This is a genomic window from Streptomyces sp. CA-251247, assembly GCF_050952975.1.
Taxonomy (GTDB): Bacteria; Actinomycetota; Actinomycetes; order Streptomycetales; family Streptomycetaceae; genus Streptomyces; species Streptomyces achmelvichensis.
The window spans coordinates 5,961,276-5,981,081 of the sequence record NZ_CP191861.1 but is presented as its reverse complement, the minus strand read 5'-3'; the positions used below and the strand labels follow the sequence as shown (position 1 = coordinate 5,981,081).

Below are 19,806 nucleotides of genomic sequence, written 5' to 3'. Positions count from 1 at the left end.
ATGAGCACCACCAGCACGACAGGCACCGCCACCGCGGTGGCGCGGGTCCCTGAGGCCCGCGCCGCCGGCGGGAACGCACGGGCCTATCTCCTCTATGTGGCGGGCAGGCTGGGCGGCGCGGCGATCTCGCTGCTGGCCGTGCTCGTCACCAGCTTCTTCCTCTTCCGGATCATCCCCGGTGACCCGGTGAAGGCCATGACGCACGGCATGCCGACGTCGGCCGAGCAACTGGCGACGCTGCGCAAGCAGTTCGGGCTGGACCAGCCGATGTGGCAGCAGTTCACGGACTACTGCGGCAAGGCGCTGACGGGCGATCTGGGCATGTCGTACCAGTTCCACGCGCCCGTCGGCGAGCTGATCGCCCAGAAGGTCCCGGCGACGCTGCTGCTCACGGGTGTCGCCGTCGTCGTCTACTCGGCGATCGGCCTGTGGCTCGGCACCCGCTCCGCCTGGCGGCACGGCAGCCTGGGTGACAAGGTCAACACGGGTGTGGCGCTGACGCTGTGGTCGGTGCCGTCGTTCTGGCTGGGTCTGCTGCTGATCATCACCTTCTCGGTGGGCATCGGCCCGATCCCGGGGCTGTTCCCCACCGGCGGCATGGAGTCGGGCGACGAGACGGGCTTCGCCTACATCGCCGATGTCGCCCACCACATGGTGCTGCCGGTGATCACGCTGGTCGCGGTCGGCTATGCGCAGACCCTGCTGGTGATGCGGTCCTCACTGCTGGACGAGATGGGCAGCGACTATCTGACGACGGCACGGGCGAAGGGGCTGCGCGACGACGTCGTGCGCCGCCGGCACGCCGTGCCCAACGCCCTGCTGCCCACCGTGACCATGGTGTTCATCAATCTGGGCCATGTGGCGGCCGGCTCGATCCTGGTCGAGACGGTGTTCTCCTGGCCCGGGCTCGGCGGCCTGTTCTACCAGGCGCTGAGCGTGCCCGACCTGCCGCTCGTCCAGGGCCTGTTCGTGGTCTTCGCCGGCGCGATGATCGTGATGAACCTCCTCGCCGACCTGCTGTATCCGCTGCTCGACCCCCGGGTGGGCCGATGACGACCGCAACCACCGCCTCGTCGCTGACGTGGGCGCGCCGCCGCGACTCGGTGAGCCGCTTCTGGCGCTCGTACCGTACGCACCGGGCCGGGCTCTTCGGTCTCGGAGCGCTCGTCCTGATCGCCCTGATCGCGGTGGCCGCACCGCTGCTCGTCGGTGACGACGTGCAGAGCGTGACGAACGCGCCCGGAACCGCGCTGGAACGGCCGAGCGCCGAATTCCCGCTGGGCACCGACCAGTTCGGCCGGTCCCTGCTCAGCCTCCTGGTGTGGGGCGCCCGGATCTCGCTCACCGTGGGTCTGCTGGCCGCCGCGCTGTCGGTCGCCATCGGGACCGTCGTGGGGATCATCGCCGGGCACTACGGCGGCTGGTTCCAGACCGTGCTGATGCGGGTCACCGACTGGTTCCTGGTGATGCCGACCCTCGTGCTGGCGATCGTGCTGGCGACCGTGATGTCCCGCAGTGTGTGGACCGTGGTCATCGCCATCGGCGTGACCAGCTGGCCGACGACGGCGCGCCTGGTGCGGGCGCAGACCATCGCGGTCGAGTCGCGGCCGTACATCGAACGCGCCAAGGCACTCGGCGGCGGACACGGACACATCATGAGCCGCCATGTGCTGCCGAACGTGATGCCGCTGGTCCTCGCGCAGACGACCCTCGGCATCTCGACGGCGATCCTCACGGAGGCGACGCTCGCCTTTCTCGGCCTCGGCGATCCGACCGTCGTCTCCTGGGGCGGCATGCTCCAGGATGCGCGGGAGGCGGGTGCGGTCTCGTCCGGCCACTGGTGGTACCTGGCACCGCCCGGGCTGGCGATCGCGCTCGTGGCGCTGGCGTTCACCCTGTGCGGGCGGGCGATCGAGTCCGTGCTCAACCCGAAGCTGGGGGTGGCGCGTTGAGCCTCCTGGAACTCAAGAACCTTCAGGTGACGTACGGCTCCGGCGCCCGCGCCGTGCCCGCCGTACGCGGTGTCGACCTCACGCTCGCGGCGGGACAGAAGCTGGGCATCGCCGGTGAGTCCGGCTGCGGCAAGTCGACACTCGCCCTCGCGCTGCTGCGTCTGCTGCCCGCCTCGGCACAGCTGAGCGGACAGATCCTGCTCGACGGCGAGGACATCCTGAGCATGCGGTGGGGGCGGCTGCGGGCCGTGCGGTGGGCGGGTGCGTCGATCGTCTTCCAGGGCGCGATGCACTCGCTGAACGCGGTGCACCGGATCGGCGACCAGATCGCGGAGCCGATCCTGCTGCACCAGAAGGCCACCCCCGCCGTCGCGAGGAAGAAGGTCGGGGAACTGCTCCAGCAGGTGGGTCTGCCGGTGGCGCGCGCCGACGCCTATCCGCACGAGCTCTCCGGCGGTCAGCGGCAGCGCGTGATGATCGCCATGGCCCTCGCCTGCGCCCCGCGACTGATCGTGGCGGACGAGCCGACGACCGCGCTGGACGTCATGATCCAGGCGCAGATCCTGCGGCTGATCGAGCAGTTGGTGGCCGAACAGGACATCAGCCTGCTGATGATCAGCCACGACCTGGCGGTCCTGGCCGACACCTGCGACCGGCTCGCGGTCATGTACGCCGGCCGGATCGTGGAGGAGGGCCCCGCCCGTACCGTCTACGACTCCGCCCAGCACCCCTACGGCCGGGCACTCTCCGACGCGTTCCCGCGCATCGGCGACATCGGCTCCCGCCGGGCGCCGCGCGGACTGCCGGGCGACCCGCCGGACCCCGCCGCCCTGCCCACCGGATGCACCTTCCATCCCCGCTGTCCCGTGGCCCTGGACATCTGCACGGACGCGGACCCGGAGCTCGTGTCGGCCGGGGACACCCACCAGGCGGCGTGCGTGCATGTCGGCGCGGCGGTGGAGAAACAGCTGTGACCCAGGAGCCCGTCATGACCACCACTCCCCTGCTCTCGGCCGCCGGTCTGCATGTGACCTTCCCCGGACGGCGCGGCGGCCCGTCCGCCCGCGCCGTCGACGGGGTGGACCTCGACATCGGCGCGGGCGAGATCGTGGCCCTGGTCGGCGAGTCCGGCTGCGGCAAGACCACCCTGGCGCGCTCGCTGCTCGGCCTGGTGCCGCCCACGTCGGGGCGTGTCACCTTCGGCGGCAGCCCGCTGGACTACGGCTCGCGTGGGCTCAAGTCGTACCGCAAGCGGGTCCAGCTGGTCCTCCAGGACCCGAGCGGCTCCCTCAACCCGCGGCACACGGTCTACGACGCCGTGGCCGAGGGCCTGCGGATCCACGGATACGAGGGCGACGAGCGCACAGCCGTCGCCGGAGCACTGTCCCGGGCGGGGCTGCGTCCGCCCGAACGCTTCTTCCTGCGCTATCCGCACGAACTCTCGGGAGGCCAGCGTCAGCGTGTCGTCATCGCCGGCGCACTGGTCCTGGAGCCCGAACTGATCGTCGCGGACGAACCGGTGGCCTCGCTCGACGCATCCGTGCGCGGCGAGATCCTCGCGCTGCTGCTGCGCCTGCGGGACGAACTGGGCCTGTCGGCCCTCGTGGTGACGCACGACCTCGGCCTTGCGTGGAACATCGCGGACCGGGTGGCGGTGATGTACCTGGGGCGGATCGTGGAGACCGGCACGGTGGAGGAGGTGCTGACGGCCCCTCAGCATCCGTACACACAGGCGCTTTTGTCGGTTCTCCCGGAGTCGGAGGTGCCGCCGGTCGTCCTCACGGGCGAGCCCCCGGATCCCTCCCGCATCCCGTCCGGCTGCCGTTTCCACGCCCGCTGCCAGGTGTTGTCCTCGGGCGAGGCGGACCGAGCGGGGGTGTCGGGCGACTGCCGTACGAAGGAGCTGCCGGTGCTGGGGAGCGGAGCGGTGGCGGGGGTGGCCTGCCACTGGGCATCGGCGTGACGCCGGCGGGGTGTTGAGCTGCACGAGCGTGCGGCCGGCGGCGGGCCGGATTCCCTTCGGGTGACGGCCCGCCTCCGGTGCCGTTACGCCGTGCGGGTTTCGAGTTCGGCGAGGACCCGGCGTGCGGTGTCGACGCTCGACTGCGGGTTCTGCCCGGTGATCAGGTTGCCGTCGACGACGACCTTGCTCTGCCAGGCCGGACCCGCGTCGATGACGGCACCGAGCTCCCGGAGCCGCGTCTCGACGAGGTACGGGGACGCGTCCCCGAGTCCGCCCTGCTTCTCCTCCTCGTCGGTGAACGAGGTCATCGAGCGCCCGGCGAAGACGAAGCCGCCGTCCGCGCGGGTGGCGCTGAGCAGGGCGGCCGGTCCGTGGCAGAGCGCGGCGACGAGCTTCCCGCGCGCTTCGGCCTCGATGAGCAGCCCGGCGAGGTCGGCGTCGTGGGCGAGATCGGCCATCGGGCCGTGGCCGCCGGGGATGAAGACGGCGTCGTAGTCGTCCACCGACACCGCGTCCAGGGCCAGCGGAGCGGCGAGGTCCCGCGCGATGCCGTCCAGGTACGTGCGGAACCGTGCCGCGTCCGCCTCCTCCACGCCGCCGCGCTCGTCGAGGCTGATCGGATCGACGGTGGGGGCGGCGCCGCCCGGGGTGGCGATGTCGACATCGGCCCCGGCCTCGCGCATGAGCTGGTGGGAGGCGGCGAGCTCCTCGGCCCAGAAGCCGGTGGGGTGGGCGGTGCCGTCGGCCAGCGTGAGGCTGTCGGCGGCGGAGACGATCATGAGGATCCTGGCCATCGTGTTCTTCTCTCTCGTCGTTCTCGGTCGGACGCGTCGGGCGATCGCTCGCTTCCTTCGCGTACCTCGTTCCGGTCGACACAACCACGGAACCATCAGCGTTAGTCCAGTAGGCTGATTCCAGTCATCACCATTCTTATGACTGAAGGGTTGCGTGGTGGATCTCGACCTGCTGGCCACCTTCCTGGAGATCCACCGCGCGGGATCGCTGACCACCGCCGCCACCCGGCGCGGTCTCTCCCAGCCGGCTGTGACCGGCCAACTGGCGCGCCTGGAGCAGCAGATCGGGGAGCCTCTGTTCGTACGCTCGCGCCGCGGTGTGACACCGACCGCGCGCGGCGACGACCTGGCCCGGCGCGTCGGGCCGCACCTCGACCAGCTGCGGTCCGCCATCAGCGACGGTGACAGCGGCGGGGACGCGCTCTACGGACAGGTCCACCTCGCCGGCCCGGCGGAGCTCGTCACCGCCCGCGTCGTCCCCGCTCTCGCTCCGCTGGCGGCCCGCGGGCTACGGCTGCGGATCAGTGTCGGACTGGCCGGTGATCTGCTCTCCGCCCTGGCGAACTCCCGTCTGGACCTCGTGGTCTCCGCCGTGCGGCCCGCCCTCAAGAATGTGGCGGCGACACCGTTCGCGGACGAGGAGTTCGTACTCGTCGGACCGCCGACGCTGGCCCGCACCGTCGACCCCGCCCTGCTGGCCACGGATCCGGTCAAGGCCCTGGGGACGCTGCCCCTGGTCGCGTACGCCGAGGAACTGCCCATCATCCGCCGCTACTGGCGCTCGGAGTTCGGCCGCCGGCCGTCCAACGAGGTCGCGGTCGTCGTGCCCGACCTCCGCGCGGTGCTGACGGCGGTGGTCGCCGGAGCGGGTGTCTCGGTGCTGCCCCGGTACCTCGCGGAACCCGCCCTGGCCGCGGGCTCGGTGGAGCTGCTGCACCACCCACACGTGGCACCGCTCAACACGCTCTATCTGGCCACCCGCGTCGGCGGTCTCGCCCATCCGTCCGTGGCGCTCGTCCACGACCACCTGATGAAGCGTTCACGCCTGTGGGGAGCGCTGTGACCCGCGCCGCGGCCGGCGCCGGCCGCTCACGGCGCTAGAGACCCGCCGTCAGCGCGCGGCACTTCTTGACGTCCGCGGCGATCGCCTCCAGGAGCGCCTCGATCGACTCGAACTTCTCCTGGCCCCGCACGTACGCCAGGAAGTCCACGGCCACATGCAGTCCGTACAGATCAAGACCCACCCGGTCGATCGCGTACGCCTCCACCGTGCGTTCCGTGCCCTCGAACTGCGGGTTCGTGCCCACCGAGATCGCCGCCGGCATGCGTTCGCCGTTCGCCGTCAGCCAGCCCGCGTACACACCGTCCGCCGGGATCGCCGTGTGCGGAAGCGTCTCCACGTTCGCGGTGGGGTAGCCCAGCTCGCGGCCGCGCTGCGCGCCGCGCACCACCACGCCCTCCACCCGGTGCGGGCGGCCCAGGATCTCGTTCGCGCCCTCGATGTCACCCTCGGCGACCAGCCGCCGCGTGAGGGTGGACGAGAACGGTTCGCCGCCGCCGGCCTCACCCGAGACGTACAGATCGACGACCTCGACCCCGTAGTCGTACGTGGGGCCCAGCTCCGCGAGGAACTCGACGTTCCCCGCGGCCTTGTGGCCGAACCGGAAGTTCGGTCCCTCGATCACCGCCTGCGCGTGCAGCTTGTCGACCAGCACCTTGACGATGAAGTCGGCCGGCGACAGCTTCGAGAACTCGGAGGTGAAGGGCAGGATCAGGACGGCGTCGACGCCCAGTTCCGCCATCAGCTCGGCGCGCCGGTGGTGCGGGGCCAGCAGCGGCGGATGGCTGCCGGGGCGGACGACCTCGCTGGGGTGCGGGTCGAAGGTGACGACGACCGACGGCACCGAGAGCTCACGCGCCCGTTCCACCGCCCGCCCGATGATCAGCTGGTGCCCGCGGTGCACCCCGTCGTAGGAGCCGATGGTGACGACGCTGCGTCCCCAGTCCTGGGGGATGTCCTCCAACCCACGCCAGCGCTGCACTGTGACCGCTCCTCGCCCGAACCTGTGTCTGGATTGCCGATTACGCAGGTCTAAGACTGCCATGCCCGCGGCTTCCGGCATGCATCGGCACCGGGCTGCCCAGGGTCTCGACCATCCGCCGTGCGCTCGGACCGACGACCGCCGCCCATTCCTGCGGCGCTCCGGCCAGCCAGCCCGCTACCTGGGCGGCGAACCCGGGCACCTCACGGGCCAGCTCGACAAGTCGACGGTCGAAGCAGGTGGCGCCCTCGGGCGTACGGACGAGGAGCATGCCGGTGCGGTGCACCAGAGCGCGGGTACGGGCCTCGGGCCGGGTCGCGCAGCCGAGCGCGGCGGCCCGCAGCACCGCGTCGAGGACGGACGGATCACGGCTGCTCCGCGATCTCTGCGGCGCGACGCGTCCGTACCCCGGTGCGTCCGGGGCGGACCCGTGTCCCAGGGCGGGCCCGTACCCCGGTTCCTGTTCCCGCTCCTCGCAGTCCAGCAGGATGTCGAGCAGCTCGGAGCGCAGCGCCCGCGACACCACCGTGCCAGGAGCGGCCAGCACCGGTGCCAGCGCCCGGCGCACCTGGCAGGGGCGGCCCCGCAGCAGCCCTCTCACCAGGGGAAAGAGGACAGCTCTGGCTCCGGGCCCCTGTTCCAGGCGGCGCTCGACGTACGCGGCGACATGCGCCGCACCCTCGGGCCGGTGATCGAGGTACTCGCCGACGAGTTCCGCCGCCCGGCGCGCCAGGACCGGTTCGTCGACCTCCGCCAGGGCCCGCAGCACCTCCGCCGCGCCTTCCCCGGGCTGGTGCAGCCGCTCCCGGAAGGCGGCGAGCACGGGCTCGGGGTGGGTGGTCAGGGCCCTGGCGAGCGCGCTCACCGGCAGCCGCGGGTCCCCCGCGGTGAAGGCGGCCAGCGCCCTGCCGAGGTGCCGGGAGCGGGTGTGCGGGTCGCGGACCAGGAGAGCGAGGGCGGGCCCGTGCAGCGAGGTGTCGGCGGCGCGGGCGAGGAGGGCGAACGCGGCGTAGCGCAGCAGTTCACGGTCGGCCTCGGTGGTGACCCGGGCGGCGGTGACCGGTCCGTACGCGGCGGCCGCGACGCGCCGCTCGGGCCGCGGGTCGTGGGCCCAGCGGTCGACGGCCCGGCACAGGGCGGACGGCTCGTCCCCGGCGAGCGCGGCGAGCAGTTCGTCGGCGCGGGGGTGGGCGGTGGCGACGAGGGCCTCGGTGAGGTCGTCGACGGCGAGGTCCCGGCGGGCGTAGAGCAGCGCCTGCGCGGCGCCCGCGACGGTGGGCCGCAGCTGCGCGCCGGGCTCGGCGGGCAGCGGTGTGGTGTCCGTGAACCAGCGGCACAGCAGCGGCTGTACGGCCGAGGGGGCGGCGGCCAGCCGGGCGGCGGCGGCGTCCAGATAGCGGGGAAGGCGCCGGGCCCCGGGAGGCCCGTCGGCGGGCACGAGCCGGCGCAGCAGATCCAGCCGCTCGGCCTCGGGCACCTGGAGCCGCTCCCAGAACCAGGGCCCGAACTCGCCCAATCCGCCGAGGTGTTCGGGGCCGCCCTCGCGTACGGAGCGCCGGGTGATCCGGTCGGCGAGCAGCCGCAGGACGGGGAGGTACGCACGCGCGTCGGGAACCCGCAGCAGGGCCTCGCCGAGCAGGTGGGCACCCCACCAGCGTGCGTCGTCGACCCGGTCCCGCGCACCGGTCCGCTCCCCCGCCACGGCCGGATCAGGTGCCACCACGTCCTCCCTGTCGCCGACCGCCCACGCCGTATACGCCCGGTCGCAGTCGGCGGGCCGGTCGCCGCCGGAGTCCTCGCGCACCTCGTCCAGGCGTTCCAGCGCATCGATCAGCTCCTCCAGCCGGCGGGTGAGCGCAGCCGGGCCGTGTACCCGGTCGAGCAGGAGCAGCGCCTGGACGACGGGTCCGATGCGATGGCGCGGTACGGCGAGCGTCGGGGCGCGGGTCCCGCCCGACCCCGGTGGCGGCGGAACGTATCCGCCGCCACCACCGCTCGCACCCGGCCTCGACGGCAGCCCCACCGGCGCGCTCGCGTGCCAGCGGTGCACCAGGGAGTGCAGGGCCGCGTCCAGGTCGAGATGCGCGCCCTGGACCCAGTCGGCCGGTTCCTCGTGGGCGAAGCGGTAGCCGGTGCCCGCGGGAACGAGCAGTCCCTCGGTGAGGACCGCCGATGCCCAGCCGGTGCGCCACGGGAAGATCTCCTCGAACGACTCGCGGTCCAACTCCCCCTGCCCCGGCCCCAGACAGCGTCGTGCGGCCTCATGGACCCGGCCGGACACCCGCGCCGCCAGCCGGCGTACGGCAGCCCCTCGCAGCGGTGGGCGTGAGGCGGCCGCGATGCGTACGGCGATGCGCAGGCACAGCAGATCCAGATGCGCGGTGAAGATCTCCTCGCGCGAGGGCCGTCCCGGTACGTCGCCGGGCAGCGCCTCGCGGACCTCGGCGAGCAGCCGCAGCGCCAGCGGATGCCGTTCGTCGGCCGCGTCGACCGCGTCGGCGGGCAGTCCGTACCGTTCGCGCGCCTCGCTCGCCTCGTCCGCCGAGAGGGCACCGACGCGGACCGCGGGCGGCAGCCGAAGCGCGGACCGGGCCGGCTGGTGCAGTACCTCAGGCGGGCACAGTGCCCCTGTCTGCTCCCAGTACTCGGGGCGGCAGCCGACCACCATCCGCACCCCGCAGTCGCCGAGCCACTCGACCGTGCCCGCGGTCCAGTCGGCGAGCCGGTGGGCCAGCTGGGGCGGCATCTCCTCGGGCCCGTCCAGCAGAATCATCAGCGGGCGCCCGGCGGCCCGGGCCAGGCGGGCGACCCGTCCGGGCGTGACGAGCCCCATGTCGCCGTGCGCGCCCGACGCGGTGAGGATGCGCCCGGCCTGTCGCAGTGTGCGGGCGAAGGCGTCGGCGACGGAGGTGTCGTCGGCGTGCAGATCCGCGCCGCGCAGCCACACCGTGGGCTCGGGGCGGGCACCCTGGCCGCGGCGGCAGGCGAGCGCGGTGAGTTCGGTCGTACGGCCGGTGCCGGGATCGCCGACGAGTCCCATGACGAGGGCGGTGAAGGAGCCGAACTCCCGCAGCAGCTCGGGCCGTTCGACCGGGTGGGGCCAGGCACTGGGGCCGCCGACCGTGCCCACGGAGGTCGCGGTGAGTTCGAGGACGGCGGCCAGGTTGAGGTCCTGCCCGTAGGCCGGGACGGTTGCGGCATTGCGCCGCAGCAGGTCGGCGAGGGGCCCGTCCGCGGGCGCCGCGGCGGTCCGCAGGGGCAGCGCGAATCCCGCCGCACGATGTCCGCTCTGCAGTGCCGTGCCGAGGACGGCGAGCACAGCGCCCGTCGAGGAGTCGAGCACGGGGCCGCCGGCGGCCCCGCCACCCAGTCGCAGCGCGTCGCTGCCGTCCGTCCCGATCGCCAACTCCACTGCCTCGGCGACGAGATGGAAGCGGTCGGTGGCGGTGTAGGTCACCTGTGCCGATCCGAGGACCCGGGCCTCGCGCCAGCCACCGGCGGGCAGCCGCACGTATGTCCCCGCCTCGATCCGCTCACGCGTACCGATCGGCAGGGGCCGCACACCGAGACCGTCGGTGCGCACCAGCGCGAGGCCGGCCTCCGGCAGCGGGGTGATGGCGTCGGCCTCCGCGAGGCAAGTGCGGTCGCCGGGCGCGTGCAGCACCAGCCGCACCAGCCCGTCGACAGCCTCATGGCTGGTCACGACCGTGCCGAGCTGGTCGGCCACGAACCCGGTGCCACGCGGCCGCCCCGCCAGATCGCAGATACGTACCAGCGTTGCCAGGTCCCCGCGTCCCATGGTGCGACGGTAGATCGGCAGTGATCAGCGGGAGAAGTACGCAAGTCGAACGCGCCCCCGAGTGCACCCGTGGTCACTCCGAGCGCCTGCTCGATGGGGTGAATCCAGGGTGCCCGGTGGATAGACACCGTCCGAGGGGGATCGTGGAACGGGCAGCGACCCTGCCCGTTCCACGATGAGGCCGTGTGCGTCCGCGGACGTTGCACGGTGAGAGCCTGCCCGCCCCGGACGTGCCGGTGGGCGTGCTCCGGAGCCGGTGCCGCCCGGCCGGCGGTCAGCCGAAGACGGCGAGGCTCTTGGCCTTGCCCTTCTGCTCCTCGACGAGGGCGATGAAGCGTCCGTCGGGCCCGAACGCGGCGACCGGAGCGCGGTCGAAGGCCGGCATGTCCAGCCGCACACCGTTGATCAGCAGCCGGGAGCACTTCTCGTCCACGTCCCAGCGCGGGAACGCCGCCTCGGCGGCCTCCGCGATCGGCATGACCGTGAGCTCCTTCTGGAGCTCGTCGAGCGTCTTCGCCGAGTCCAGCCCGTACGGGCCGACGCGGGTACGCCGCAGCGCGGTGAGATGGCCGCCGACGCCGAGGCCGGCACCGAGGTCACGCGCCAGCGCACGGATGTACGTCCCGGACGAGCAGACGACGGAGACGATCAGGTCCACGACGGCGGTCCCGTCCTCCGCGACCGCTTCCCGCACGTCGTACACGCGGAACGAGGAGACCGTCACCGGACGGGCCGGGATCTCGAACTCCTCGCCGCCGCGCACGCGCGCGTAGGAACGCTTGCCGTCGATCTTGATGGCGCTGACCTTGGACGGCACCTGCATGATGGCGCCGCTCAGGGCCGCCACACCGGCGTCGATACCTTCCCGGGTGACCCCGGAGGCGTCCACGGATGCCGTGACCTCGCCCTCGGCGTCATCGGTGACGGTCGTCTGACCGAGCCGGATCGTGCCGAGGTACTCCTTCTCGGTGAGCGCCAGGTGCCCGAGGAGCTTGGTGGCCCTCTCGACCCCCAGCACCAGGACCCCGGTCGCCATCGGGTCGAGTGTTCCCGCGTGTCCGACGCGACGGGTCTTCGCGATCCCGCGCATCTTGGCGACGACGTCGTGCGACGTGAAGCCGGACGGCTTGTCGACGATGACAAGGCCGTCCGGCGTCTTGTTCTGCTGTGTCATTCCGAGGCTTCGTCCTCGTCCTCCGGCTTGCGGTACGGGTCCGCCTCACCGGCGTACGCGGCGCCCGAGGACGCCTCACGCACCTTCGCGTCCGAGGCCCGTGCCTTGTCGAGCAGGTCCTCGATCGTCTTGGCGTTCTCCGGGAGGGCGTCCGCCACGAAAGCCAGGGTGGGCGTGAACTTGGTGCCCGCCGCGGCGCCGACCGCGGAGCGCAGAACGCCCTTGGCGCTCTCCAGTCCTGCAGCGGCGCTGGCCCGGTCCTCGTCGTCGCCGTAGACCGTGTAGAAGACCGTGGCCTCCCTCAGGTCACCGGTCACCCGGGTGTCCGTGATGGTCACGTGCGTGCCGAGCCGCGGGTCCTTGATGCCGCGCTGCAGCTTCTCGGCGACCACCTCCCGGATGAGGTCCGCCAGTTTCTTCGCCCGCGCGTTGTCGGCCACTGGTCCTTCTCCTTCTTTGCCTTGCCATCAGTCTTCGTCGCTGTGGAGCCTGCGTCGAACGGACAGCAGCTCCACCTCCGGCCGGCCGGCGACAAGGCGCTCGCACCGGTCGAGTACGTCTGTGAGGTGCCCCGTGTCCCCGGAGACCGCCGCGAGGCCGATCTCTGCCCTGCGGTGGAGGTCCTGGTCTCCGGTCTCCGCCACGCTCACCGCGTACTTCCGGTGGAGCTCGGCGACGATCGGGCGGACCACGGAGCGCTTCTCCTTCAGCGACCGTACGTCGCCGAGAAGCAGATCGAAGGACAGTGTCCCCACATACATGTATGTATCCGGATGTCCCGCCGGTTCGGGTTCATGACACCTGCCAGGGTTTGGCAGGGACACAAGAACCGTACACGCAGCGGCCGGGGCCGCTCGACGGATATTTTCCCGTCGAGCGACCCCGACCGATGCTGCGTGGATCAGCCGCGAGGCTTCTCCCGCATCTCGTACGTCGCGATGACGTCGTCGATCTTGATGTCGTTGAAGTTTCCGAGGTTGATACCGCCCTCGAAGCCTTCGCGGATCTCGGTGACGTCGTCCTTGAAGCGGCGCAGACCCTGGATGTTGAGGTCCTCCGCGATGACCTTGCCGTCGCGGATGAGCCGGGCCTTGGTGTTGCGCTTGACCTCGCCGGAGCGGATGAGAACACCCGCGATGTTGCCCAGCTTGGACGAGCGGAAGATCTCGCGGATCTCCGCCGTACCGAGCTCGACCTCTTCGTACTCCGGCTTGAGCATGCCCTTGAGGGCCGCCTCGATCTCCTCGATGGCCTGGTAGATCACCGAGTAGTACCGGACGTCGACGCCTTCGCGCTCCGCCATCTGCTGGGCACGCCCGGCAGCGCGGACGTTGAAGCCGATGACGATGGCGTCGGAGCCCATCGCCAGGTCGATGTCCGACTCCGTGACCGCACCCACACCGCGGTGCAGCACCCGGATGTCGACCTCTTCGCCGACGTCGAGCTGGAGCAGCGAGGACTCGAGAGCCTCCACCGAACCGGACGCGTCGCCCTTGATGATGAGGTTGAGTTCCTGCACCAGACCGGCCTTGAGCGCCTCGTCCAGGTTCTCCAGGGAGAACCGGACACCCTTGCGGGCGAAGTTGGCGTTCCGCTCACGAGCGGCACGCTTCTCGGCGATCTGCCGTGCGGTGCGGTCCTCGTCGACGACCAGGAAGTTGTCGCCGGCACCGGGGACGTTGGTGAGACCCAGGACCAGGACGGGAGTGGACGGAGCCGCTTCCTCGACGTTGTTGCCGTTGTCGTCGAGCATCGCCCGGACACGGCCGTACGCGTCACCGGCAACCATCGTGTCGCCGACGCGGAGCGTTCCGCGCTGGACGAGCACCGTGGCGACGGCACCGCGGCCGCGGTCGAGGTGAGCCTCGATCGCAATACCCTGCGCGTCCTGCTCCGGGTTGGCCCGCAGGTCGAGCGAGGCGTCCGCGGTGAGGACCACGGCCTCCAGCAGGGAGTCGATGTGCAGACCCTGCTTGGCGGAGATGTCGACGAACATCGTGTCGCCGCCGTACTCCTCGGCCACCAGACCGAACTCGGTGAGCTGACCGCGCACCTTGGTCGGGTCCGCGCCCTCGACGTCGATCTTGTTGACCGCGACCACGATCGGCACACCGGCCGCCTTGGCGTGGTTCAGCGCCTCGATCGTCTGGGGCATCACACCGTCGTTCGCCGCCACCACGAGGATCGCGATGTCGGTGGACTTGGCACCACGGGCACGCATGGCGGTGAACGCCTCGTGACCCGGGGTGTCGATGAAGGTGATCTTGCGCTCTTCACCGTTGACCTCGGTGCCGACCTGGTACGCACCGATGTGCTGCGTAATACCGCCGGCCTCGCCCGCAACGACGTTCGTCTTGCGGATCGCGTCCAGCAGTCGGGTCTTACCGTGGTCGACGTGACCCATGACGGTCACGACCGGCGGACGGGACACGAGGAACTCCTCGCCGCCCTCGTCCTCGCCGAACTCGATGTCGAAGGACTCGAGAAGCTCGCGGTCCTCCTCCTCCGGGCTGACGATCTCGAGGACGTAGTTCATCTCGTCCGCGAGCAGGCGCAGCGTCTCGTCGGAGACGGACTGCGTGGCAGTGACCATCTCGCCGAGGTTCATCATCACGGCGACGAGCGACGCCGGGTTGGCGTTGATCTTCTCCGCGAAGTCGGTGAGGGACGCACCGCGCGACAGACGGACGGACTGTCCGTTGCCACGAGGCAGCATCACACCGCCGACCGACGGGGCCTGCATGGCCTCGTACTCCTGGCGCCTCTGCCGCTTCGACTTACGGCCACGACGCGCCGGACCGCCGGGACGGCCGAACGCACCCTGCGTGCCACCACGGCCACCGGGACCACCCGGACGTCCGCCGAAGCCGGGACGGCCACCGCCGCCACCGGGACCACCGGGACGACCGGCGAAACCGCCGCCACCGCCACCGGGACCGCCGGGACGACCGGCAAAGCCGCCGCCACCGCCGCCGCCACCGGGACGACCGGCGAAGCCGCCGCCGCCACCGGGACGACCGCCGCCGCCGCCACCGCCGGGACGACCGCCACCGCCGGGACCACGGCCACCGCCGCCGCCACCGGGACCGCCACCAGGACGGGGACCGGCAGCAGGACGCTGCGGCATCATGCCCGGGTTCGGGCGGTTACCGGCAGGACCGCCGCCGCCACCGGGACGGGGCGCCTGCGGACGGGGCATGCCGCCGGGAGACGGACGAGCGCCGCCCTGGCCCTGGGGCCGGGGAGCGCCGCCGGGACCACCCTGCGGACGCGGGGCGCCGGGAGCGCCGCCGCCACCGGGACGGGGAGCGCCACCCGGACGGGGCGCCTGCGGGCGCGCCATTCCGGTGGAGCCACCCGAGGTGAAGGGGTTGTTGCCCGGACGGGGACCGGCCGGACGGCTGCCACCGGGGCGCGCTCCGCCCTGGCCCGCGGGGCGGGCAGGACGGTCGCCGCCGCGGCCGCCGTCACGCTGACCACCGTCGCGCTGACCGCCGGCCGGAGCCGGACGGGCAGGACGCGGGGCGGGGGCACCGGGACGGGGGGCCTGCGGCGCGGCGGGCTGCGCCGGGGCAGGTGCGGAGAACTCGGCCGCGGGCACCGGAGCCGCCGGAGCGGGCTTGGCCGGCGCGGGCTTGGGACCCGGGCGGGGGCCGGAAGCCGGTGCGGTCGAGGGAGTGCTGCTCGCCGGAGCCTCGGCTGCGGCCGGCTTGGGGGCCGGGACGCCGGGCTTGGGGGCAGCGGGACGGGCCGACGGCGCCGGGGAGGGCGCGCCGGGCGTGGGGGTACCGCCCGCGCGGTTTGCCGCTGCGGGGGAGGGCGCGGCCTTGCGAGGCGCGCCGGGCTTCGCAGCGGACTTGCCGGCGTTGCCGCCGGGCCCCTGCAGTGCGTCAGTCAACTTGCGTACAACCGGCGCCTCGATCGTCGAGGACGCCGAACGGACGAATTCACCGAGTTCTTGGAGCTTGGCCATGACGACCTTGCTCTCAACCCCGAACTCCTTGGCGAGTTCGTATACCCGGACCTTAGCCACTTCGCTCCTTTTAGGTCCGGGTTACCGCCGGACCGTCGCTACTTCATGGGCGTACTCATCGCGTACTCATCGAGTGCTCATCGCAATCTCGACCTACTTCCAACTCGCGAGGTACCTGACCGCACGGGGTTCCGTGCCGTACTTCTCTTCCTTACGGTGCTGCCTGCTCGACATACCGCCGTACTCCAGCCGTGTCGAGCGGTCCCTGGGCCCGGAAGGCCCGTGGGAAAGCCCGGCGGCGTACAGCCAGGTCGAGACAGACCGAGGCGGGGTGTACATACGCACCCCGGCCGGGCAGCGTACCGCGATCATCGGGGACACATTCGCCACCGACCACCACGATGCGCAGCAGATCGCTCTTGGCCGCCCGCTCCCGGCATCCCACACATGTGCGTTCAGGGCATGCTCGGTCGTGCGTCCGGCCAGACACGTCTAAGTCTACCTCCCCGTAGCGACCTCACCCCTTCGGGGCAAAAATCGAACGATCGTTGTCTCGATCCCGGTGAGGCGCCCCGTTCGTGAAACGGCGCTCAGCCCGGTGGCATTCCTCAGCCCTGGTCGGGGCCGTGGTCGTCGCTCTGCTCCGTGTCCGGGCGGATGTCGATGCGCCAGCCGGTGAGACGGGCGGCCAGACGGGCGTTCTGCCCCTCCTTGCCGATCGCCAGTGACAGCTGGTAGTCGGGGACGGTCACCCGGGCCGAGCGTGCGCCGAGGTCCACGACCTCGACCTTGCTGACGCGGGCGGGCGAGAGGGCGTTGGCCACCATCTCGGCGGGGTCGTCCGACCAGTCCACGATATCGATCTTCTCGCCGTGCAGCTCGGCCATGACATTGCGGACCCGGCTGCCCATGGGGCCGATGCAGGCGCCCTTGGGGTTGAGTCCGGAACGGGTGGAGCGGACCGCGATCTTGGTGCGGTGGCCGGCCTCGCGGGCGATCGCCGCGATCTCGACGCTGCCGTCCGCGATCTCCGGGACCTCCAGCGCGAAAAGCTTCTTCACCAGGTTGGGGTGGGTTCGGGAGAGCGTCACGGACGGGCCGCGCACACCCTTCGCCACCCGGACGACGTACGTGCGCAGACGCAGACCGTGGGTGTACTCCTCGCCCGGGACCTGCTCCTGCACCGGCAGGATCGCCTCGAGCTTGTCGTCCAGCCTGACGAGAACGTTCTTCGGGTCCTTGCCCTGCTGCACCATGCCGGCGACGACATCGCCCTCACGGCGGGCGTACTCGCCGAAGGTGACGTCGTTCTCGGCGTCCCGCAGCCGCTGCTGGATGACCTGGCGGGCGGTGGTGGCGGCGATACGGCCGAAGTCCGAGGGAGTGTCGTCGAACTCCTTGGGCTCCTGGCCCTCCTCCAGATCGGCCTGCTCCTCCTTCGCCCACACGGTCACATGGCCGGTGTCGCGGCTGAGCACGACACGGGCGTGACGGCGGCTGCCGTCGGTGCGGTGGTACGCGATGAGGAGGGCCGACTCGATCGCCTCGACCAGCAGGTCGAAGGGGATCTCCTTCTCTTGTGCCAAGCCCTTCAGGAGCTTCACATCGATGTCCACGGCTACGCCTCCTCTTCCTTCTTGTCCTTGCGGCTGAACTCGATCTCCACGCGAGCCTTGGCGATCTCGGCGAAGGCGACCCGGCGGGCGGTGGGCTTGCGGCCCTTCACGCCGGGCACCTCGAGGTCGAGCCCCTCGTCGTCCACGGCCAGGATGCGGGCCACCACGTCCCCGCCCTCGGTGAGTTGAAGCTTCACGAGCCGGCCGACGGCACGCACGTAGTGGCGGTGCTCGGTCAGGGGGCGGTCCGCGCCGGGCGAGCTCACTTCGAGGACGTACTCGTCCTCGCCCATGGCGTCGGTCTCGTCGAGCTTGGCGGAGATGGCGCGGCTCAGCTCGGCACAGGCGTCCAGCGTGGCGCCTTCGTCGGAGTCCACGATGATCCTCAGCATGCGACGCCGGCCGGCCCGGGACACCTCGATCTCTTCCAGATCCAGGTCCGCGGCGCTGACGAGCGGTTCCAGCAGCCCGCGCAGCCTCTCGCTCTGGGTGGTGCTCATCCGGGTGACTCCTCGGCCGCGTGTGCTGTTGTGGGATCGTCGCGTGTCAGATCAAAGGGTATCCGGTCCCGAGGGGTGTTGCCGTCCACCTGCACGGCACCCGCAGGTACGCTCGCCTGCGGCGATGATCACGAGATGCCGAGGGAGAGACGCGTGGGGCGCACGGGGACGACACGCAGACGTGCGTTCATGGCGACGGGTGCGGCTGCGGCGGCGGTGTTGACGGGCTGTTCGGACCGGCCGGCCGCCGAGACCCGGACCTCCGGCCCGGCGGGCGACCCGGCCCGGGCGGAGAAGGCCCTGCGCAGGCGCCTGGCCGCGACGAGCGGGTCCCTGCGGGACCACTACGACGCCACCATCGCACAGCATCCGGCGCTGGCCGGGCGGCTCACCCCCTTGCGCACGGCGGTGGCCGCGCATGTCACGGCGCTCGGCGGGACGCCCCCGGTGGCCCTCACTGCGCCGGTCCCCACGGTTCCCGCGCAAGCGCTCGCCTCGCTCGCCAGTGCGGAGAAACGTGCCTTCGAGGCACACGCCGCCGCTCTGGACGAGGCGCCGCCCGAGCTGGCCCGCCTGCTGGCGTCGGTCGCCGCGGCGGGCGCGACGCACGTCTACCTGCTGACGAACGGGGCCTCGCCATGAGCACGGACGAGGTCCTGAAAGCCCTTCAGGCGGCGCTGGCCGCGGAGCACGCCGCGGTCTACGGCTACGGGGTCGTCGGCGCCCGGGTCGGCGAGGCCCGCCGGGCCGAGGCCACCGCCGCGCACGGAGCGCACCGCGCCCGGCGTGATGCGCTCGTCCGCACCGTGCGGGACCTCGGCGGCACGCCCGAGGCGGCGGCCGCCGCGTACAACCTGCCCTTCGCGGTACCGGACACGGCCGCGGCCGTGCGCCTCGCGGCAGTACTGGAGGACCGGATCGCGGGCGTCTGCTCCGATCTCGTACGGGCCGCCGACGGACCGCTGCGGCGCGAGGCCGCCGGGGCGCTGCGGGAGGCGGCGGTGCGTGCCGTGCGCTGGCGCGGCAGCGGCGTAGCCTTTCCTGGGCTCGCCGAGCGGGCGGCCGGGCAGTGAAAGGGAAGCACACACGTGGGTTTTGAAGCGCCCCGGCGTCTGGTTCGGGCGCTCGGCGAGAGCGACGACTGGCTCGGGCTGCTGCCCGCGCTCACCGACGAGGCGGTGTCCCGTGAGGGGCTGGACGTCGAACGGGTGATGGCCCCGGGGGCCGGAGCAGTGTGGTCGTCCTCGTACGCCTGGAGGACGGCACCCCGGCCGCGCTGAAGCTCGCCCCGCCCGCGGCCGCGCCCGCCCTGGAACGGGCCGCGCTGGAGCACTGGGACGGCTGGGGCGCGGTGCGCCTCCTCGCGGCTCCCGGCGACGCACTGCTGCTGGAGCGGCTGCACCCGGAGATGAGCCTGCGCTCACTGCCGGAGGCCAAGGCGCTGCTGGAGGCGTCGGGGATCGTACGGCGGCTGTGGGTCGAGCCGCCCGCGGGCCACGGTTTCGAGTCGGTGGCGGACCGGACGGCACGGCAGGCGGAGGCGATGCGGGTCTCGGCGGAGGCGTCGTCGGCGCTGGTGTCCGAGGCGCTCGCGGCCCGCGACGAACTGACCGCCGCGCCGCCGGAGACGCTGCTGCTGCACGGCAACTTCCGCCAGGGCAAGGTCCTCGCGGGCGACCGCACGCCGTGGCTGGCGGTGGGCCCGGAACCGCTGGTGGGTGAACGCGCCTACGACCTGGCGCGGCTGGTCCGCGACCGGGTGGAGGACCTGATCGCCGCGTCCTCGGGGGCGTCGGCGGCCCGCCGCCGGGTGAACAAGCTGGCGGACTCACTGGAGGTGGACCCGGACCGGCTGCGGGGCTGGACGCTGTTCCGCGCGGTGGAGTCGGCGACGAGGGCGCAGTCGTCGGGCCGGGCGCAAGAGGCGGAACTGGGCCTGGAGTTCGCGAGCTGGCTCTGAGGTGTCGCCGGCCGGGCTGAACGTGCCCCGCAC

The 19,806-nt window shown here is 72.2% G+C and carries 17 protein-coding genes and 1 pseudogene; 8 read left to right on the top strand and 10 right to left on the bottom strand.

From position 1 onward, the window contains the following. The 4 genes from ACQPWZ_RS26665 to ACQPWZ_RS26650 are packed head-to-tail and all read left to right on the top strand — an operon-like array spanning nt 1 to nt 3,915. Nucleotides 1-1,053 (top strand): ABC transporter permease, encoded by a 1,053-nt coding sequence (locus ACQPWZ_RS26665; protein ID WP_313943762.1) that lies wholly within the window; start codon nt 1-3, stop codon nt 1,051-1,053. Beyond that, nucleotides 1,050-1,952, top strand: a complete 903-nt coding sequence (locus ACQPWZ_RS26660; RefSeq protein WP_433572555.1) for an ABC transporter permease — start codon at nt 1,050-1,052, stop codon at nt 1,950-1,952. Before ACQPWZ_RS26665 ends, ACQPWZ_RS26660 begins: the two co-directional genes overlap by 4 nt. Then, nucleotides 1,949-2,926, top strand: a complete 978-nt coding sequence (locus ACQPWZ_RS26655; RefSeq protein ID WP_356706175.1) for an ABC transporter ATP-binding protein — start codon at nt 1,949-1,951, stop codon at nt 2,924-2,926. Before ACQPWZ_RS26660 ends, ACQPWZ_RS26655 begins: the two co-directional genes overlap by 4 nt. Nucleotides 2,927-2,940: 14 nt before the next feature. Then, nucleotides 2,941-3,915 (top strand): ABC transporter ATP-binding protein, encoded by a 975-nt coding sequence (locus ACQPWZ_RS26650; protein ID WP_340475734.1) that lies wholly within the window; start codon nt 2,941-2,943, stop codon nt 3,913-3,915. Between the two features lie 83 nt (nt 3,916-3,998). On the opposite strand, the gene ACQPWZ_RS26645 is transcribed toward ACQPWZ_RS26650, so the two are convergent. Beyond that, nucleotides 3,999-4,709 carry a type 1 glutamine amidotransferase domain-containing protein gene (locus ACQPWZ_RS26645; RefSeq protein ID WP_433572554.1) on the bottom strand — a complete coding sequence of 237 codons (711 nt, stop codon included), beginning with the start codon at nt 4,707-4,709 and terminating at the stop codon, nt 3,999-4,001. Nucleotides 4,710-4,866: 157 nt separating this feature from the next. On the opposite strand from ACQPWZ_RS26645, the gene ACQPWZ_RS26640 reads away from it, so the two are divergent. Further along, a complete protein-coding gene (locus tag ACQPWZ_RS26640) occupies nt 4,867-5,772 on the top strand; it encodes a LysR family transcriptional regulator (RefSeq protein ID WP_433572553.1) in 906 nt (301 codons plus the stop codon). Between the two features lie 34 nt (nt 5,773-5,806). On the opposite strand, the gene ACQPWZ_RS26635 is transcribed toward ACQPWZ_RS26640, so the two are convergent. The 9 genes from ACQPWZ_RS26635 to rimP all read right to left on the bottom strand — a co-directional run bounded on the left by ACQPWZ_RS26635 (nt 5,807) and on the right by rimP (nt 17,813). Beyond that, nucleotides 5,807-6,751 carry a bifunctional riboflavin kinase/FAD synthetase gene (locus tag ACQPWZ_RS26635; protein ID WP_313943768.1) on the bottom strand — a complete coding sequence of 315 codons (945 nt, stop codon included), beginning with the start codon at nt 6,749-6,751 and terminating at the stop codon, nt 5,807-5,809. 40 nt (nt 6,752-6,791) lie between these two features. Beyond that, nucleotides 6,792-10,550 (bottom strand): trypsin-like peptidase domain-containing protein, encoded by a 3,759-nt coding sequence (locus ACQPWZ_RS26630; RefSeq protein ID WP_433572552.1) that lies wholly within the window; start codon nt 10,548-10,550, stop codon nt 6,792-6,794. Nucleotides 10,551-10,824: 274 nt separating this feature from the next. Then, nucleotides 10,825-11,724, bottom strand: coding sequence for a tRNA pseudouridine(55) synthase TruB (truB, locus tag ACQPWZ_RS26625; RefSeq protein WP_433572551.1), 900 nt, complete (start codon nt 11,722-11,724; stop codon nt 10,825-10,827). Then, nucleotides 11,721-12,164, bottom strand: coding sequence for a 30S ribosome-binding factor RbfA (gene rbfA / locus ACQPWZ_RS26620; RefSeq protein WP_313943771.1), 444 nt, complete (start codon nt 12,162-12,164; stop codon nt 11,721-11,723). The genes truB and rbfA overlap by 4 nt, the downstream gene beginning before the upstream one ends. A gap of 27 nt (nt 12,165-12,191) precedes the next feature. After that, nucleotides 12,192-12,485 carry a DUF503 domain-containing protein gene (locus tag ACQPWZ_RS26615; protein ID WP_313943772.1) on the bottom strand — a complete coding sequence of 98 codons (294 nt, stop codon included), beginning with the start codon at nt 12,483-12,485 and terminating at the stop codon, nt 12,192-12,194. A gap of 140 nt (nt 12,486-12,625) precedes the next feature. Then, entirely contained in the window at nt 12,626-15,757 is a 3,132-nt protein-coding gene (gene infB, locus ACQPWZ_RS26610) for a translation initiation factor IF-2 (protein ID WP_433572550.1), read from the bottom strand. A gap of 151 nt (nt 15,758-15,908) precedes the next feature. Beyond that, nucleotides 15,909-16,187, bottom strand: coding sequence for a YlxR family protein (locus tag ACQPWZ_RS26605; protein ID WP_327679643.1), 279 nt, complete (start codon nt 16,185-16,187; stop codon nt 15,909-15,911). A gap of 118 nt (nt 16,188-16,305) precedes the next feature. Further along, the gene (nusA, locus tag ACQPWZ_RS26600; protein WP_340475725.1) at nt 16,306-17,313 is read right to left on the bottom strand and encodes a transcription termination factor NusA; all 1,008 of its coding nucleotides are present in this window, start codon (nt 17,311-17,313) and stop codon (nt 16,306-16,308) included. Between the two features lie 2 nt (nt 17,314-17,315). Beyond that, nucleotides 17,316-17,813 (bottom strand): ribosome maturation factor RimP, encoded by a 498-nt coding sequence (rimP, locus tag ACQPWZ_RS26595; RefSeq protein ID WP_313943776.1) that lies wholly within the window; start codon nt 17,811-17,813, stop codon nt 17,316-17,318. Between the two features lie 153 nt (nt 17,814-17,966). Here rimP and ACQPWZ_RS26590 point away from each other — a divergent pair, with 153 nt between their 5' ends. The 3 genes and pseudogenes from ACQPWZ_RS26590 to ACQPWZ_RS26580 all read left to right on the top strand — a co-directional run bounded on the left by ACQPWZ_RS26590 (nt 17,967) and on the right by ACQPWZ_RS26580 (nt 19,773). Then, a complete protein-coding gene (locus tag ACQPWZ_RS26590; protein WP_433572549.1) occupies nt 17,967-18,455 on the top strand; it encodes a hypothetical protein in 489 nt (162 codons plus the stop codon). After that, nucleotides 18,452-18,886, top strand: coding sequence for a ferritin-like domain-containing protein (locus ACQPWZ_RS26585; RefSeq protein ID WP_340475723.1), 435 nt, complete (start codon nt 18,452-18,454; stop codon nt 18,884-18,886). Before ACQPWZ_RS26590 ends, ACQPWZ_RS26585 begins: the two co-directional genes overlap by 4 nt. A gap of 15 nt (nt 18,887-18,901) precedes the next feature. Further along, nucleotides 18,902-19,773, top strand: a pseudogene (locus ACQPWZ_RS26580) (aminoglycoside phosphotransferase family protein). Nucleotides 19,774-19,806 lie beyond the last annotated feature (33 nt).

What these genes read in the sequence shown, in the direction of transcription:
- ACQPWZ_RS26615 (WP_313943772.1), bottom strand. Translation starts at nt 12,485, where the DNA reads ATGTATGTGGGGACACTGTCCTTCGATCTGCTTCTCGGCGACGTACGG.
- ACQPWZ_RS26665 (WP_313943762.1), top strand. Translation starts at nt 1, where the DNA reads ATGAGCACCACCAGCACGACAGGCACCGCCACCGCGGTGGCGCGGGTC.
- ACQPWZ_RS26585 (WP_340475723.1), top strand. Translation starts at nt 18,452, where the DNA reads ATGAGCACGGACGAGGTCCTGAAAGCCCTTCAGGCGGCGCTGGCCGCG.
- rimP (WP_313943776.1), bottom strand. Translation starts at nt 17,813, where the DNA reads ATGAGCACCACCCAGAGCGAGAGGCTGCGCGGGCTGCTGGAACCGCTC.
- ACQPWZ_RS26650 (WP_340475734.1), top strand. Translation starts at nt 2,941, where the DNA reads ATGACCACCACTCCCCTGCTCTCGGCCGCCGGTCTGCATGTGACCTTC.
- ACQPWZ_RS26630 (WP_433572552.1), bottom strand. Translation starts at nt 10,550, where the DNA reads ATGGGACGCGGGGACCTGGCAACGCTGGTACGTATCTGCGATCTGGCG.
- truB (WP_433572551.1), bottom strand. Translation starts at nt 11,724, where the DNA reads ATGACACAGCAGAACAAGACGCCGGACGGCCTTGTCATCGTCGACAAG.
- ACQPWZ_RS26645 (WP_433572554.1), bottom strand. Translation starts at nt 4,709, where the DNA reads ATGGCCAGGATCCTCATGATCGTCTCCGCCGCCGACAGCCTCACGCTG.
- ACQPWZ_RS26660 (WP_433572555.1), top strand. Translation starts at nt 1,050, where the DNA reads ATGACGACCGCAACCACCGCCTCGTCGCTGACGTGGGCGCGCCGCCGC.